The organism is Actinopolymorpha pittospori (assembly GCF_014873875.1).
Classification (GTDB): Bacteria; Actinomycetota; Actinomycetes; order Propionibacteriales; family Actinopolymorphaceae; genus Actinopolymorpha; species Actinopolymorpha pittospori.
Genome location: NZ_JADBEM010000001.1, coordinates 2453787 through 2467563, shown reverse-complemented (window position 1 = coordinate 2467563; position 13777 = coordinate 2453787). Strand labels below are relative to the sequence as shown.

Below are 13777 nucleotides of genomic sequence, written 5' to 3'. Positions count from 1 at the left end.
CCCTCCTGGCCGGCGCCTGCCCCACCTGCCAACAACCCATCAACCTCGACCGCATCCAATCAACAGCCCCGACCTGACAAAGTCCTACTAGGGCCTTGTTGGACGAGGCGACCAATCCAGTCGATGGTGCTGCGACGGTGTTCGTTCCTGCTGGGTCGTTCGTTATGGGCTCGGATCGCGCAGCGGTGCTGCAGCTGTGGGAACGATACGGCTGGGACCGTCGGTGGTTCGACGGACAGGTCGGCGGCACAGACTGGATCGGCGAGCTGTTCCCCCACGAGGTGGAACTCGACGGCTTCTGGATGTACCGCGACCCTGTGACGATCGGCCAGTACCACCGGTTCATGCTTGCCACCGGATACCCCGCCCCGGTCGACGCCGCCGTCCACGGCCCGTGGAACAGCGCCTGGGCTGACGGGGCACCGATCCCGGGCGGCGAGAATCTGCCGGTGAGTTCGGTCAGCTGGGATGACGCCGCCGCCTACTGCGCCTGGGCAGGTGTCCGGCTCCCGACAGAGGCGGAGTGGGAGTACGCGGCCCGAGGACCCGCCGGTTCGACCTTCCCCTGGGGCGACGACTGGCGGCCAGGCGTCTGTCGCTGCGGCGAGGACACGGCCGGCCGGCCATTCACCGATTACGACGAATGGCGCCGCTGGCTCAACGGTGGCTGCAGCCGACTCCAATCCGGCGGCAGATTCGACCGGGCCTGCTGGCTCAGCCCTCGCGGAACTGGCCCCTGCCGTTCACTACGTGGCGGCGCCTGGCTCTCCACAGCCCACACCAGCCGCGGCGCGCAACGCCTGTGCTACCCACCAGACTCCCGAGACACCAACGACCACGGCTTCCGCCCCGCGGCACATCTCAAGTAGCGCACGGATGGATCGGGCCGGCTCACCCCCTGCCTTGCAAAGGCATATTCGTGTTCCACGCTCGGCTGAGCGTCGATCGACCTCGTGGCCCGGACGTGCGGTGGTGACCATTATTGCCGTGACAGACCATGATCGGCCGCTCCATCTGGCACGCAAGTGGCACGTCGACGGTCCTGCGAGAGCGTGTGCCGTCGAGCCCCCACCCGAATTGGTGTTGCCTACTCAATCTTGCGGCTGGAACGCTGGCCGGGTGACGACTGCGACAGGCGACGATCTGATGGACTCTGCGGTCCTGCGGCGCATCTACGAGCTGCGCGCCGAAGTACGGTTCCGCGACGCGCGGCCAAACGACGGCCGATGTGGACACGTCTCGGGCGCGCTCGAAGCCGAGTTCGGATGGGAAGCCCAGTCGGGCTACTTGAGACTCCTCGATGGCACCGTGAGCTGGGTGCATTGCTGGAATCGGCTCGCGGACGGAACGATCGTGGACGCCACTGCTGACCAGTTCCAAGACCTGTGGCTGGGCGACGTGGTAACCGTGCACCCATCGAGCCCGATGGCAGCAAACTACCTACATGCTCCACGAGGCTGGGACCTTCATCTCGGCCGCGGATCGATGGGCGAGCATCCCGGGCGCCTCAAATGCGTGTCCGACGGCGACGTCCACATACTGGGACCTGATGACCCCGATCATCCATGGCCGTCCCTTGCTCGTGCAGTCCTCCGACTCCTGACCGGCTGGAACTTGACCGATGACCTGGTAGAACTCGCCGCACGTTCGCTGCGAGCGCGGGCCGGTACATCTGATGTCATGTCGACGGCAGAACTGACTCGCCCGCTTCTTACGGCGAGTATCCAACACCTCGGGAGACGGGGTAATCGGCCGTGGATTGCGGAGGAGTTCCTTGAACCCATCTAGAGGTGGGTCGTCCCATCAGTCTTCCTCAGGCGTGTCTACTCGCCCGCACCCGCCGGTGGGCCGGCAACGAGCCGCGTGATGGTGTCCCTCCTCCGCATCCTTTTGGCGCTCGAGGTGCGTGACGAGCCTTCGTCTCAGCAGGCAGCGGGGGCTTCAGTGGAGCCAGGTCACCTTGTTGAGGTCGGTGGTGAGTTCGACGGTCTGCCAGGCGCTCAGGTCATGGTCACGGTCACTGGCAGCGTAGAAGGTGAGCAGGGCTCCTCCGTGGCGTCGGTGGATGGCGTGCGGGTCGCTGGGGCATACCGCGTCCTTCGCGTTGGCGTCCTCGATGCAGAGCTGGATGGCGGGGAGCCCATCGTGTCCTTGGACGCCCTCGACGGGTATGAAGCTCACTTCGCGGCCGTCGACAGTCGCCGGGGTGTCATAGGGTTCGTCGCGCTTGTCGAGGTTGATGTTGCCGTAGTCGCTTCCGGAGTCGTAGCCGTCAGGGAGGTCCACCGGCAGGACGATTGGCACGCCGTCTGCCTGGTCCTGCTGGTCCGCGACGTACTCGCGACTCGACTGGCCCGGCTCTCGGCTGACACTCACCACCTGGCCGGCGAACCACAGCAGCGACTAGCCGGCAACCGCGGTCAACACTGCGACGGCGATCCAGGCCGAGTGCGGTACGCGGCGACGAGGCGGTGTCATTGCGTGATCATGACAGAGCCGGAGCCGTTTGGAGCCCGAACCGGGAACGGCGGGGTGGCGGGTTTGGTCGGTGGCCTGGCTTGGTCCGGGAGGCCGGGGCCCCTAGCCTTGCTCGGCTCCGCAGGCAACTAGCACACGCTAGCGTTTCCGCAGGTCAGATCGCATGTCGGGTGAACCGGTCAGTGGGAGTCGCGCTCAGGAACTACGCATTACGAAGCAGCACGGAGGCTGTTCGCGGGTGGCTGGCAGGCCTCGTTCAGGCGTGGATCGTGGTGCTCTGGTGGGTCCTGAACGGGCTTGAACTGGCGGGAATTGAGACCACAACTGAGACCACGCCGGGTCGGGTCGACGTCACTTACTCAAGCGGCCGGCACGCTTCGATCAGGTCGGCGAGGAGAGGTCTCGGGGGTCCTGGTCCGTCGCCGGCGACAGCGGTGCGGTTGCTGCGCTGATGTACTCGGTCAACCTCTTCCTCAGCGCTTCGTGTTCGACGTCGCAGGTGCTCGCGACCTCGATCCTGCCGTCATCGGTCGCGCGCAGTTGGAGCCGGCGGCCGGCCGCATCCCACAGCTGGTACTCACCGTCCAGGACATCGACCCACTCGATGTACCCGGTGAGCTCGGCAACTGAGTCGAAGACACCGACCCAGTTATTGCGGTCGATGGCCACAAGTGGGAGGTCCACGGCGCTCACCTCATACGCTGTCGACAACGGCGTGATCATGGCACCTGGGAGCGCGGCCTGGAGCCGGAACAACACGCTCGCAGGGATGGGGCGCAGGACCGACCTCCGCTCCTGGATCGAGACGGCGACGGTCTGGTCAAGGTTCGGCTCAGCAGGTCCCCTGCCCCCGGGGCGTCTCGGTCCTTCGGCCCTCTCCATGCCATCAACGGGCGCGGTAATCCACGAGACGCGTTTGCGCAGGTCAGCGAGGTGATAGCGATCATGATCGGGTGCCTCTGGCCGGCCTGGTTGCTGTACTTCTCCGCTGTACGGCGCAGCCGCTCCCCCGTCGTGGAGCGCCGCCGGGTGACTGGCACAAGGGTCATCCTTCGTCCGACGCACCGCAGTACGGCTCCGGCCAGTACATGGCAGGTGGCTCGTCCATGCCGTTCCAGTAGATCCACAGGTGACCGCTGTGGGGGCAGCGGAACATCACCGTTGCTTGCAAATACATCTGATCAGCGTCGACCGATCCTGAGAACGCTTCGAAGTCGACGTCGGACAGAAGCGCCCCACTGGTACGAGTGCGGTATGTCACCACTCGTCGAGATCACGTACCCGCACACACACTGGAACTTTGCCATCACGCCGGGCCGTCCCAGAGCGGACGATCCGGCCGGTCTGCCTAGCGGGGCTGTTGCAGGTACTCGCGCCAAAACGACACCGTCGCGTGAGGCGCCCAGTCTTCAGGAGGCTCTGGGCGCGGTTCTCGGAACTCATAGCTGATGTAGTCGAGCAGGTCCGTGCCGTAGTAGATGATGTCCCACCCTCGCATCGACAGGACGGGGTGACCGTAAGTGCCGTGATCGGCCGGCAGAAATCGGTGTGCGTAGACCGGCACCATCCTCGGCACCTACGCCAGCTGCAGCCGCGCCGTCGTGACGGCCTCCTCCGGAGTCTCCGGCCTCTCGCCCCACTCCGTCCCCCAGTGCCCCTGTCGACGTCCTGCAACAGAAAGTCGACCGGCCAGTTGAGGTGGTGGCGGAGTTCGTCAGGGTCACCGTTGCGCCAGTTGGGCCAGGGCTTCTCCCAGGTCTGACCTTCCTCCCAGGGCTGGCCCACGGGGAGCCCAGCCGCGAGGAAGGCTCGGTGGTCATCAGCAAACACCAAGCCGAACTCGCGCTCGACCCGATCGAACTCCGCATCCGTCAGTCCCGGCGCGATCTCGCAACAGTTCAGCTCAGCCAGAAGCTGCGCGGCCGCCACGCCAGGCGTTCGCCCTCATCACTGATCACGCTGGGACCCTAGCTGTCCGGATCACCACGGGCGCGGCGGCGAAGCGCGGAGGGCCGGCGGGTTTGGTCGGTGGCCTGGCTTGGTCCGGGAGGCCGGAGCCCAGAGCCTGTCCCGCCCCTGCGGGCAGTGACCCGGGTCAGGTATCTCCGCAGGTCAGGGCCTATGCCAGGTGGGATTAGCTGTGGGAGCCACGCCCGGCCGCCGACCTTTCGCTTTTCAGGTCTGGGCGGGCCACCGGTGGCCTTCGCCTGCCGGTCGGCGATGATCGGGGGTCGCCTGGTCCAGTGCCGTCAGGTGCTACTGCTACATCGGTTGCTGCATGCCTAAGTCTGCACGTCGCCGACGATGGACCAGGTGGCGAAGGCCAGGATGATGGCGACCACGACCAGGATCCATGTTGGCACTCGGGTCGCCAGGGTCTTGCCGGCAATCAGGGCGACGCCGATGAGGACGATGGTCAGCAGGACCAGCAGCATGTGTGGACGGTACAGCTCGCACGACACGCTGCCGGCCGGATCGGAACGCCGGGTTGGCCGGCTGCGGCCAACTTCAGGCGGGGTAATAGCACGCTAATTGCACGAGCGAACCACAAGCGATGCCCGATGGAGCTCGCCTGTCAGCAAGATCTCATACCGGAGCTCGCCGCTGGGGTGGGACCATGCGCCTGGGGTTCCCGAAGATGCGCAAGGCGGAGACGATGATGGCGATGAGTGCAAAGACTGTCGGAGTCGTTGCGTTGACGGTCATCGCAGTCGCGGTCAGCGTGTACGCGTCCGCGATCTGGGCCACTTTCGTTTACAACCAAGTACAGGGCGGGACGGGCTTCGCCGCAGCCACCGCCATCGACCTCTGCATCGCCGCCGCGCCCTGGGTCATCGCCGTGGCCATTCTGGCAGCCCGAGGAACTTCGAGAAGTCGGCGTGTGGCCGCCGCAGCCTCGGTTGCGTTGGTGTCATCGGCTGCTACCTTCCTGATGGCTGCAGCAGTCACGGTCATCTAGCTCCAACTGCTCGCAAAGGGGCGGCGGTTGGCCGGTGGCCCGGCTTGGTCCGGGAGACCGGGGGCCCGTAGCCTGTCCGGGCTCGGCGGGCAGCGAACCCATCCCAGCGTTTCAGCAGGTCAAGCCCCGTGTCAGGTGGACCGGGCAGTGGGAGTCACGCCCAGGACCTACGCATTACGAAGCAGCGCTGGGGAAGCAGCTTCGGGCTCAGCTTGCCGTCTACACTTCAGGCCGCATGGACGAAGTGACGGTTCGTGCAGCACGGTTCCGGGTGATCTTAGGCAGGTCGGTAGCTCGTCCTACGGGTCCGTACCGGGGCCAGCTTCGAAGTGGGACGTATGGTCGAACGTGAGGAGCGGGAGCCTGATGATGACCACTCCTGAGCCGCTGACCGATGAGGAACTGACCGCGATCGAAGAACTCGCCGAGGCTGCAACTCCGGGGCCATGGTTCGTCCGCGCTCTCGATGACGACCTAGCTATGAACCTCGTGGCCATCAGCACTGTCCCTGACAGCGGTCACGGTGAACGATGGCCGGACTTCGATCACCGCGAGATCGTGGCCGCAACGCTCGTCCAAGGCCCTCACCGTTACGTCGACGTCGCGGACGAATGCTGGGACGAAAACGCCCTGTTCATCGCGAACGCCCGCCAAGACATCCCCCGCCTGATCGCCGAAATCAAACGACTCCGCCGGCTACTCGCCTCAAGAGACAACCAAGGCGAGGCCGAGTAACGTCGCCCACGCGCAGGTAGTGGCCATTGCCTCGACGTGTAAGCGCCAGCTGTCGCAGCCGGGCCGGAGGGTTTGGCCGGTGTCCTCGTTTGGTCCGGGAGAGTGGCGGCTCGTAGCCTGTCCCGGCGCAGGCGGGCAGCTGGCTGCCCGCCCGTAACCGCCCGCCGTGGGCCGCCGCTCGTAGGGTCCCGGACCAAGCGAGGTGGCTAACGCCTCCGGCCCGGCACCAGCCACGCACCTGGTCCCGCGGAGCGAGACGTGATGAAGAGCTCGAAGATCAGGTCCTCGGACGGGTCATCCCACAGTGGACCAGCCCCAGGGATAGCTCGCAAATGCGGCGGGTCAGTAGCCATGGACGTCATGGTCTCAGTTGCTGACCGCGCCGCGTCAGCGGCGCTCTTGACCTCAAGAGAGATCGGTTCAGCAGTCACCCGATTACAAGCAGGCCGACGACCTGCCAGCCCAGTCCATGATCGTCCATATTCCGCGAGCATCCGGGGTGTGAGCGGCCCGCGCGAGCGATCGCCGTCCATGGTTGTCCAGGTCTTGTGTTAGGCAACGGCGTTAGCAGGCCCGACGCTGTGCGTGGCCCTGGTTGTGCCCTCGACATTGCTTCTGCCACGCTGCCCGAGTGGAGGCATTGCTGGGGGACAAGCACAAGTTCGCCGCCGAGATCGGCGACTGGGTCAGTCCGAACCTGTGTCGAGTAGACCTGTGGGCCGCCGATCAGTGGTTGACCTGTGACGACAACACGGTCTTCGTCCGCCAGTTCCGCAGCTCTGTGAGCGACACCGCTGCCTGGGTGCGGTCCGGCCAGGGCTCGCCTCCGCCCTTCGCCGGCCTACCTGTCGCAGCCACGCATCGGCGGCTGCTCGCCGGGTTCGCGATCGACCCGGAGGAGGACGACGGGCTGCGCGAGGAGTTCTGGATCCTCCAGTGGGGACCCACGACCGACAACATCTCGGCCCTCGGTTTTCGCCAAGGGACGCGCCTGGCGATCACGTTCCAGTTCTGGCGTGAAGAGCACCTGGTGAAGCATCCCGAACATGCGGGAACAGTCTTCGAGATCGACATGGAGGTCGCGGAGTTCGCCACGACCCTCGACGATCTCGCCGCCGTTCTCGACCGCGGCCAGGCCTGCGTCTGATCAATCACCGGACGGTAGCAGACGCCCTGCAAGCTCGCCACGGAAGGATGAGATTGGAAGGCTGGCGCGGACCCCTGGTCGCGCCTCCCGTCTCGCCTGGCGGCTACTCCTGACAGACCGTTCATGACCGCCGAGGGCCGTGCCTAATTGCACGCGAGTTGCACGACGACGCGCCGGAACCGGCCGACCTCTAGATCCGTAGAGGCAGGCAACTCGATCGCGACCTGCTCGTCTGCGCTCCGCTGGTCGTCGGTCCTGGTGCTTACCATCGGCTGGCGGTGCCGGTCGTTGGTGTCAGGGGACGCGCATCACCTCGCGCGGCGCGGCAGCCGGCTGAGCTTGGGCCTCCGGGCCCCAGACAGTTGGCCGCATGCGCTCGTCGTGCCAGGTGTAGCCCCGTAGCCGCCACCTTTCCCTCGACCTGTGAACGGCCTCCAGGGTGGCATCCTGATAGCCGAACTCGACCCCGCAGACGAAGCACAGACTGGGAGCATCGGGCTGCATTGCTGGTGTAGGCACAAATCGATGGTGCTCCACCCAGCGGTCCATACGCCACTGTCCGGTTCCTTGCCGCCTGCACCGCAAGGCTTTGTTCTAGGTTTCAGCCATGACGACACAGGTCAGCCACGGCGCCTCGGGCGCGATTCGTCGCTTTGCCGGATGGGTGGGTCGAGGGTCGGTCGGGTACCCATTGTTCGATCAGTATAAGCCTCAGGGGCGCTCCGACGTGGATGGCTATTGGGAGACGTTGAGCTCTGAGGCGAGTTCGCTGGAGACTCTCTTCGCGGTCTTCCTGAACAACCTTGAGCTTGACGAAGAGGGTGAGCCGACGAACGAGAAGTACGCCGAGCGGCGAGCTGCGACCTTCCTGTTCTCGTACATGACCGGGGAACTCCCGCCCGGGGAGCCTGACATCGGCGGCGACGAGGCCACGACGTACTAGAGGCCGCGAGTCGACTCATGCGGCGGGGATGACGCTCACAACGCTGAGGAGCCGCGCGCCGATCTGGGCGGTCGCGGACCACTCTTCCCCGTCGCCCTCGCAGCCAGCCAGATTGAAGGTCGGAGCAGAGCGGGTCAAGAGTCGGCGGAGCCGATCACGTAGTGACGCCGAAGGCGCCCTTGACGCGTGGAGTGGAGGCCGGAGGCGGCGCGCGAGGAAGGCGGGGCGGTCAGCGTCCCGGCCAGGCCGACCCCCGCATCCTTCGACGGTCGTTCGTCTGTGGTGATGCTTGACACTCGTGTGCCACCACATGCTTGACACTGACCGGCTCGGCCACGCTGAGCCCGACGTCGCCGTGGGGGCGTCAGAGACTCGGGGGAGACCGGGACTGGCACTGATCGTGTTGTCGGCACGATGCCATGATGTGCGGCGTGTCAGTGTCCGTGCCCCCGACCTCCGGCACTCAGAGGCCCTCCCGGTGTCCTCAGTGTGGCGCTGCCATCGCTGCGATCGATCCGAAGTTCGTAGCGTGGTGCGGCGCATGTGAGTGGAACCTCGATCCAACCGCCGACCGGACCGGTCGGTCCGGCCCGTTGCGACGGCTCCGACGGCAGGTGGAACACCGCCTGGTGATGTCGCTATTCGAGGAGGTCTCCGGACAGGACTCGCAGCGGGCGCGCCGACCTGACCTTGCCGCCGTCGCGGCGTATGTTGTCGCGGCATTCATCCATCTCACAACTCTCGCCGTGGCGGTCCTCGGCGGATGGCTGGTGGTGGCGACCTGGCCATCTCCCGTCGGCATCGTCCTCGGACTGTTGCTCATCGCCCTCGCAGTCCAGATGCGACCACGGTTCCCAAAGCTTGAGGCTGGGAGCCGAGTGTTGAAACGCGCCGAGGCGCCCACCCTGTACGGACTGCTCGACCGAGTCTCGAACGCGCTCGGCGGCCGCCCGCTCGACGCCATCGTGGTCGATCAGCACTTCAACGCGTCTGCTGGTTGGGTCGGCCTTCGCCAGCGCCGAGTGCTCACCCTCGGCCTGCCACTGTGGAACGTCCTGTCGCCCGCGGAGCGGCTCGCCCTTCTCGGCCACGAGATCGGCCACTTCGTCAACGGCGACCTGAGGCGAGGGCTCGTGGTCGGCACAGCGCTCAACGCCGTCGGAGAACTCCACTTGCTGCTACGCCAAGCCGCGGACATGAGAGGCGACGAGATCCTCGGAGGATTCACATTCCTCGTGCGCGTACCACTCCGCCTACTCAGCATGCTTCCCGCGACGCTCCTCATCACGCTCGCGTTGCTAACTCTACGAGCGGGGCAACGGGCCGAGTACCTCGCAGACGCGTTAGTGTCAACGACGGGTGAAGTTTGACCCCCTGGCGTCGGTTGAATGTTGACCCCCTGGGGTGGTTATGGTTGGTCGTTGGTGGCCGCGGGGACGCGGCCGAGGTCTCGGTTCTTGAGCCTGTAGCTGTCGCCTTTGAGGGCGATGACGTCGGCGTGGTGGACGAGCCGGTCGATCATGGCTGCGGCGACGGTGTCGTCGCCGAAGACTTCGCCCCATCGGCCGAACGGCTTGTTGGACGTGACGATCAAGGACGCGCGTTCGTAGCGGGCAGAGACGAGTTGGAAGAACAGGTTCGCCGCCTCCGGTTCGAACGGGATGTAGCCGACCTCATCGATGACGAGCAGCGGGTAGCGGCCGAGACGGATCAACTCGGTCTGGAGCCGGCCGGCGGTGTGTGCTTCGGCGAGTGTGGTGACCCATTGGGCGGCGGTCGCGAACGCGACGCGGTGGCCGGCTTGGCAGGCCCGGATCGCCAGGCCGACCGCGAGGTGGCTCTTGCCGGTGCCGGGCGGCCCGAGCAGAACGACGTTGTCTCGTGCGGTCACGAAGTCGAGGGTGCCCAGGTGCGCGATCTGTTCGCGTCTGAGGCCGCGTGCGTGGTCGAAGTCGAACTCCTCCAGGGATTTGCGCGCTGGGAAGCGTGCGGCGCGGATGCGTCCCTCGGCGCCGTGGGCTTCTCGGGCCGCGACCTCTCGGGCCAGGCAGGCAGCGAGGAACTCCTCATGCGACCAGTTCTCTGCCCGGGCCCGCTCAGCTAGGCGTGGCACCGCCTCGCGCAGTGTCGGTGCCTTCAACGCCCTTGTGGCGTAGGCGATTTCGGCGGTCAGGTCCCGACCGGTCTTGGCGGTGGCCGCGCTCATGAGGCCACCACCCCTTGGGTGTCTACCGATTCCTGGGTGGCTGCTGCGGGGTCCTCGAGGCCGAAGATGGCGTCGTAGTCGCTGAGTTGCCGCTGCTCCACCACCTGGCTTCCGGCGGGCTCGCGAGCCACTGTCAACCTCGCCTTGCGCAGGGATGTCGCGGCGGTGCGGTGGCCTGGATCGGTGAGGGTCTGATGCTTGGCCCAGCAGCGTTCGTGGTCGGCGACGATGCGTCCCTCACACAGCACCCGCACCCGGTCCAGATCCGCGATGACCTCGACCCGGCGGCCGATCACGCCCGGGTGGACGGAGTAGTCGTTGCCGTCCAGGCGGATGTAGTGGTCACGCGCGAGCCTGGTCGATGCCCGCCAGCCCGTGGCTGGGGCTACCGGTGGCAAGACCAGCATCGCTGCCCGGTCAGCGTCGATCCGGTCGGTGGCCGCGCAGCCAAGTGCGCGGCGATGCCGGCCGTTGGCCAGCCCCAGCCACCCGGCCAGTTGGGTGTTGAAGTCGGCCGGGCAACTGAAGCTGCGGCCGGGCAGGAACGAGGTCTCCAGGTAGCCGTTCGCCCGTTCCACCAGCCCCTTGGCCTCAGGGTCGGCGGGTCTGCAGATGAGTACCTTCGTGCCCAGGGTTCCCCGAAACGCCTGAGTGTCGGTGGTGAGCTCGCTGGCCCCGCGCCGCCACCGGCCGACCGCTCCCTCGCCATCCCATACCAGCGTGTGTGGCACGCCGCCCAGGCCCGACAGGAGCCGCCACCAGCCGGTGAACAGATCTTCCCCGGCCCTGCTCGGGACAAGCATCGCGCACAACCAACGCGCGTAGCCGGTGATCATCACCAGCACCGGCAGCTGCTTGGCGGTACGCGTTTGCCCATGCCCGACAGGGATCTCGATGTCGGGGAACCAGAAGTCGCACTGGGCGATCCCGCCCGGATCATAGGCCGTGCGCGAGGCCGGGTCCGGCGGCAGATACACCGGCCGCAACTCCCGCACCCGGTCCTTCAGCACCGTGATCGACCGGTCCCAGCCGATCCGTTCCGCGATCACCGTGGCCGGCATGTCCGGCCACGCCGCCAACAACTCCCGGATCCGCGGCTCGACCGCATCCACGATCGATCCCCGCCCCGCACGCTGGTACCGCGGCGGACCATCAGCAGCCAACGCCCGCCTGACCGTGTTCCTGGAGATCCCCATCACCCGCGCGATCGCCTTGATCGGCATCTTCTCCGCCCGAGACAACCGGCGGATCTCAGCCCAATCCTCCACTGACAACACCTGCTTCCTCCCCCAGCTCGACTTGAGCCAGGGTCTCGAGAAGGGGTCAGTTTTCATCCGACGCCAGGGGGTCATTTTTCACGTGTCGTCGACAGTTAGCCGTTCGGCTGGCGTCCAGTCAGGCATCGGCCGGAGTGCTGCGGGCCACCATGCTGGGTCCGGGGTGCATGCGCGCCCTGACCTTCGCGGCTCAGCGCAGCAGGGATACGGGAGGCATCTGGCAGGTCGAACGCGAGTTCGTGGCCGGAATTCCGCGGACCGAGCTCGAACGTCTCGCCCGAGCTGCCGAACGGGAGTCCCTCCGCGTGGACGCCACACATCCGCCTACGCACCTACGGTTGAGGCTCGCCGGCACCCGCGAAAGCGAGGCTGCCGAACTCGTACTCGACCCGGCCGAGTCACTCATGATCGACCATGAGCTTGCATCCGCCTACTCCGAGATCGCAGCGAAAGTCAGGATCGATCTCCTAAGCGCCTAGCATCCAACCCCACCGACCGCGGACGGACCCCTCAGTTACCTAGGCCAGGTGTCAAGCATCACCTGGCACAGATCCGTCAAGCATCACCTGGCACACGACAAGAAGTCAGGCCCGGTGTGCTCCATCGGGTGATGCGCGACACTCGTCCGCCAGCTGATGCGCGACGCTGAGCGCGCGGATCGCAGCATGAGCGGGCGCTACTGCCGCAGTGCCGATGAGCGCATGAGCGGTCATGTGAGTAACCTCCGGCAGATGCAGGAGCAGTGGCAGATCGGGGATGAACCGGGGCCGATTCAGGCGAGCACAGTTGTCGAGTTGATTGAGCGCCGAGTGTCGCAGGGCACGATGATGACCTGGCTGGAGAGCTCCCTCGGCCGCACTATCGCTTTCGTGAGCAATGGTTCACGAGCGATGGTGATGCTCCTGGAGCACAACGACGGTGACCCTGGCGAACACGCGATTGACCCCGAGGGGATCGGGTCAAGCGATGGGTTCGTTCTCGAGAACGGCCAGCTCGATGAGTACCCCGACCGTGACACCGTCCCCATGTGCGAGGCCTTGAGGATCGTGACCCACCTTGTGGCGGAGGGTGTGCCCCCGGGTGACGCCTCATGGCAGGTGGATCGATGACCGCACCGTCCCGCGGACAGCAGCAGATGCGTGCGGCCACGGAGGTCCCACGACGACAGGACGGCGGCGGGCCAACAAACGACTCGCCCAGCATCGGAGTCGTACCTACGCTGAACTGCGTGACAGGCGCAGACCCGTTGGAAGAGGCAGCTTGGCGACTGGCGGTCGGAACCCTGGCGCCCGAGGATCTGCCCGAGTTGGCGACGGAGGCGCTCGTCCGTGGCCTCGATAGTCCAGCCCTGTGCATGCTCGCCGGACAACAACGAGATGACGTCCGCGAGTCCGTGGACCTGTTTCGTGTCGTCCTCGACGAACTTGGCATCGAGCTTCTCGACGCGGACACTGCGCGGTGGCACCTGGTCCGCCGAACTGCGGCCGACATGGTGACCGGACGAATCAGGCCTGCCCACGGTGCCACGGAGCTGTGGCGGGCCTATCAGAAGGTTAGGGACAGCGGAGACCTACGCATCTTTGTTGGCCTCGCGTCGATGCTCGACGATCACCCCGAAGACGCTGAACAACTCGAGGCCGCCATGGTCGCGGAGGCGCGCGAGCTGGGGACGCGGCCGGTGCCCAGACGCTGGGTCAAGCTCATGGCGGTTCAGGGGCGATCTCCCCTCACACAGACGGCGGGTTCTGACGATCTCGACCTTGATCCGGAATTGCTGCCACTTAGCGACGGCCTGCGCTCCGACCTTGCTCGGTGGGACGGGCACTTCCAGGCCATGTTCTCGCGATGGCCCGCGGCAGGAGGATTCGAGACCGAGCTGGACGCCGAGCAGTTCGCAGCCGAGGGCGAGCGGCTCGTCTCGCAGCTTCAGGACGAACTGGGAGCCAGCTACCAAGTCGAGTACATGCCGGAGCCCATCCGCCCGCCGGGCGTCAGGATCCGCGGGCAGTGGAGTCGCTAACCGCCCGGTTCT

Annotated in this window: 18 protein-coding genes; 11 read left to right on the top strand and 7 right to left on the bottom strand. The window is 66.2% G+C overall.

The features are described from left to right. Positions 1-137 precede the first annotated feature (137 nt). Together HEB94_RS11685 and HEB94_RS11680 are read left to right on the top strand one after the other, a co-directional pair. The gene (locus tag HEB94_RS11685) at positions 138-869 is read left to right on the top strand and encodes a formylglycine-generating enzyme family protein (protein ID WP_337917619.1); all 732 of its coding nucleotides are present in this window, start codon (positions 138-140) and stop codon (positions 867-869) included. Between the two features lie 250 nt (positions 870-1119). After that, positions 1120-1788, top strand: coding sequence for a hypothetical protein (locus HEB94_RS11680; RefSeq protein ID WP_192749919.1), 669 nt, complete (start codon positions 1120-1122; stop codon positions 1786-1788). 153 nt (positions 1789-1941) lie between these two features. Here HEB94_RS11680 and HEB94_RS11675 read toward each other — a convergent pair whose 3' ends face one another. From HEB94_RS11675 to HEB94_RS49165, 4 genes are all read right to left on the bottom strand, one after another. After that, positions 1942-2376 carry a hypothetical protein gene (locus HEB94_RS11675; RefSeq protein ID WP_192749918.1) on the bottom strand — a complete coding sequence of 145 codons (435 nt, stop codon included), beginning with the start codon at positions 2374-2376 and terminating at the stop codon, positions 1942-1944. 483 nt (positions 2377-2859) lie between these two features. Then, positions 2860-3189, bottom strand: coding sequence for a hypothetical protein (locus HEB94_RS11670; RefSeq protein ID WP_192749917.1), 330 nt, complete (start codon positions 3187-3189; stop codon positions 2860-2862). A 334-nt stretch (positions 3190-3523) separates the two neighbouring features. Next, positions 3524-3655, bottom strand: coding sequence for a hypothetical protein (locus HEB94_RS52400; RefSeq protein WP_273375386.1), 132 nt, complete (start codon positions 3653-3655; stop codon positions 3524-3526). A 171-nt stretch (positions 3656-3826) separates the two neighbouring features. Then, entirely contained in the window at positions 3827-3976 is a 150-nt protein-coding gene (locus tag HEB94_RS49165) for a hypothetical protein (protein ID WP_202896285.1), read from the bottom strand. A 314-nt stretch (positions 3977-4290) separates the two neighbouring features. On the opposite strand from HEB94_RS49165, the gene HEB94_RS49160 reads away from it, so the two are divergent. After that, positions 4291-4449: a hypothetical protein gene (locus HEB94_RS49160; protein WP_202896284.1), complete on the top strand. Its 159-nt coding sequence runs from the start codon at positions 4291-4293 to the stop codon at positions 4447-4449. Between the two features lie 311 nt (positions 4450-4760). Here the strand turns inward: HEB94_RS49160 and HEB94_RS11660 are convergent, their stop codons facing one another. Further along, complete coding sequence (locus HEB94_RS11660; protein ID WP_192749916.1) at positions 4761-4913, bottom strand: hypothetical protein; 153 nt, start codon at positions 4911-4913, stop codon at positions 4761-4763. A 182-nt stretch (positions 4914-5095) separates the two neighbouring features. Here HEB94_RS11660 and HEB94_RS11655 point away from each other — a divergent pair, with 182 nt between their 5' ends. The 5 genes from HEB94_RS11655 to HEB94_RS11635 all read left to right on the top strand — a co-directional run bounded on the left by HEB94_RS11655 (position 5096) and on the right by HEB94_RS11635 (position 9632). Beyond that, positions 5096-5437 carry a hypothetical protein gene (locus tag HEB94_RS11655; protein WP_192749915.1) on the top strand — a complete coding sequence of 114 codons (342 nt, stop codon included), beginning with the start codon at positions 5096-5098 and terminating at the stop codon, positions 5435-5437. A gap of 366 nt (positions 5438-5803) precedes the next feature. Then, on the top strand, positions 5804-6172 hold the full coding sequence (locus HEB94_RS11650; protein ID WP_202896283.1) for a hypothetical protein: 369 nt from the start codon (positions 5804-5806) through the stop codon (positions 6170-6172). Positions 6173-6803: 631 nt separating this feature from the next. Then, positions 6804-7319, top strand: a complete 516-nt coding sequence (locus HEB94_RS11645; protein WP_192749914.1) for a hypothetical protein — start codon at positions 6804-6806, stop codon at positions 7317-7319. A gap of 607 nt (positions 7320-7926) precedes the next feature. Further along, a complete protein-coding gene (locus HEB94_RS11640; protein ID WP_192749913.1) occupies positions 7927-8262 on the top strand; it encodes a DUF7677 family protein in 336 nt (111 codons plus the stop codon). A 632-nt stretch (positions 8263-8894) separates the two neighbouring features. After that, positions 8895-9632, top strand: coding sequence for a M48 family metallopeptidase (locus HEB94_RS11635; protein WP_192749912.1), 738 nt, complete (start codon positions 8895-8897; stop codon positions 9630-9632). Positions 9633-9670: 38 nt separating this feature from the next. Here the strand turns inward: HEB94_RS11635 and istB are convergent, their stop codons facing one another. Both istB and istA read right to left on the bottom strand, forming a co-directional pair. After that, positions 9671-10468 carry an IS21-like element helper ATPase IstB gene (gene istB, locus HEB94_RS11630; protein WP_192749911.1) on the bottom strand — a complete coding sequence of 266 codons (798 nt, stop codon included), beginning with the start codon at positions 10466-10468 and terminating at the stop codon, positions 9671-9673. Beyond that, on the bottom strand, positions 10465-11745 hold the full coding sequence (istA, locus tag HEB94_RS11625) for an IS21 family transposase (RefSeq protein ID WP_192749910.1): 1281 nt from the start codon (positions 11743-11745) through the stop codon (positions 10465-10467). Before istA ends, istB begins: the two co-directional genes overlap by 4 nt. 167 nt (positions 11746-11912) lie before the next feature. On the opposite strand from istA, the gene HEB94_RS11620 reads away from it, so the two are divergent. The 3 genes from HEB94_RS11620 (at position 11913) to HEB94_RS11610 (ending at position 13765) form a co-directional block, all read left to right on the top strand. Further along, positions 11913-12224 carry a hypothetical protein gene (locus HEB94_RS11620; RefSeq protein ID WP_192749909.1) on the top strand — a complete coding sequence of 104 codons (312 nt, stop codon included), beginning with the start codon at positions 11913-11915 and terminating at the stop codon, positions 12222-12224. Between the two features lie 252 nt (positions 12225-12476). Continuing rightward, a complete protein-coding gene (locus HEB94_RS11615; protein ID WP_192749908.1) occupies positions 12477-12854 on the top strand; it encodes a hypothetical protein in 378 nt (125 codons plus the stop codon). A 245-nt stretch (positions 12855-13099) separates the two neighbouring features. Then, positions 13100-13765 carry a hypothetical protein gene (locus HEB94_RS11610; protein ID WP_192749907.1) on the top strand — a complete coding sequence of 222 codons (666 nt, stop codon included), beginning with the start codon at positions 13100-13102 and terminating at the stop codon, positions 13763-13765. Positions 13766-13777: the final 12 nt, after the last annotated feature.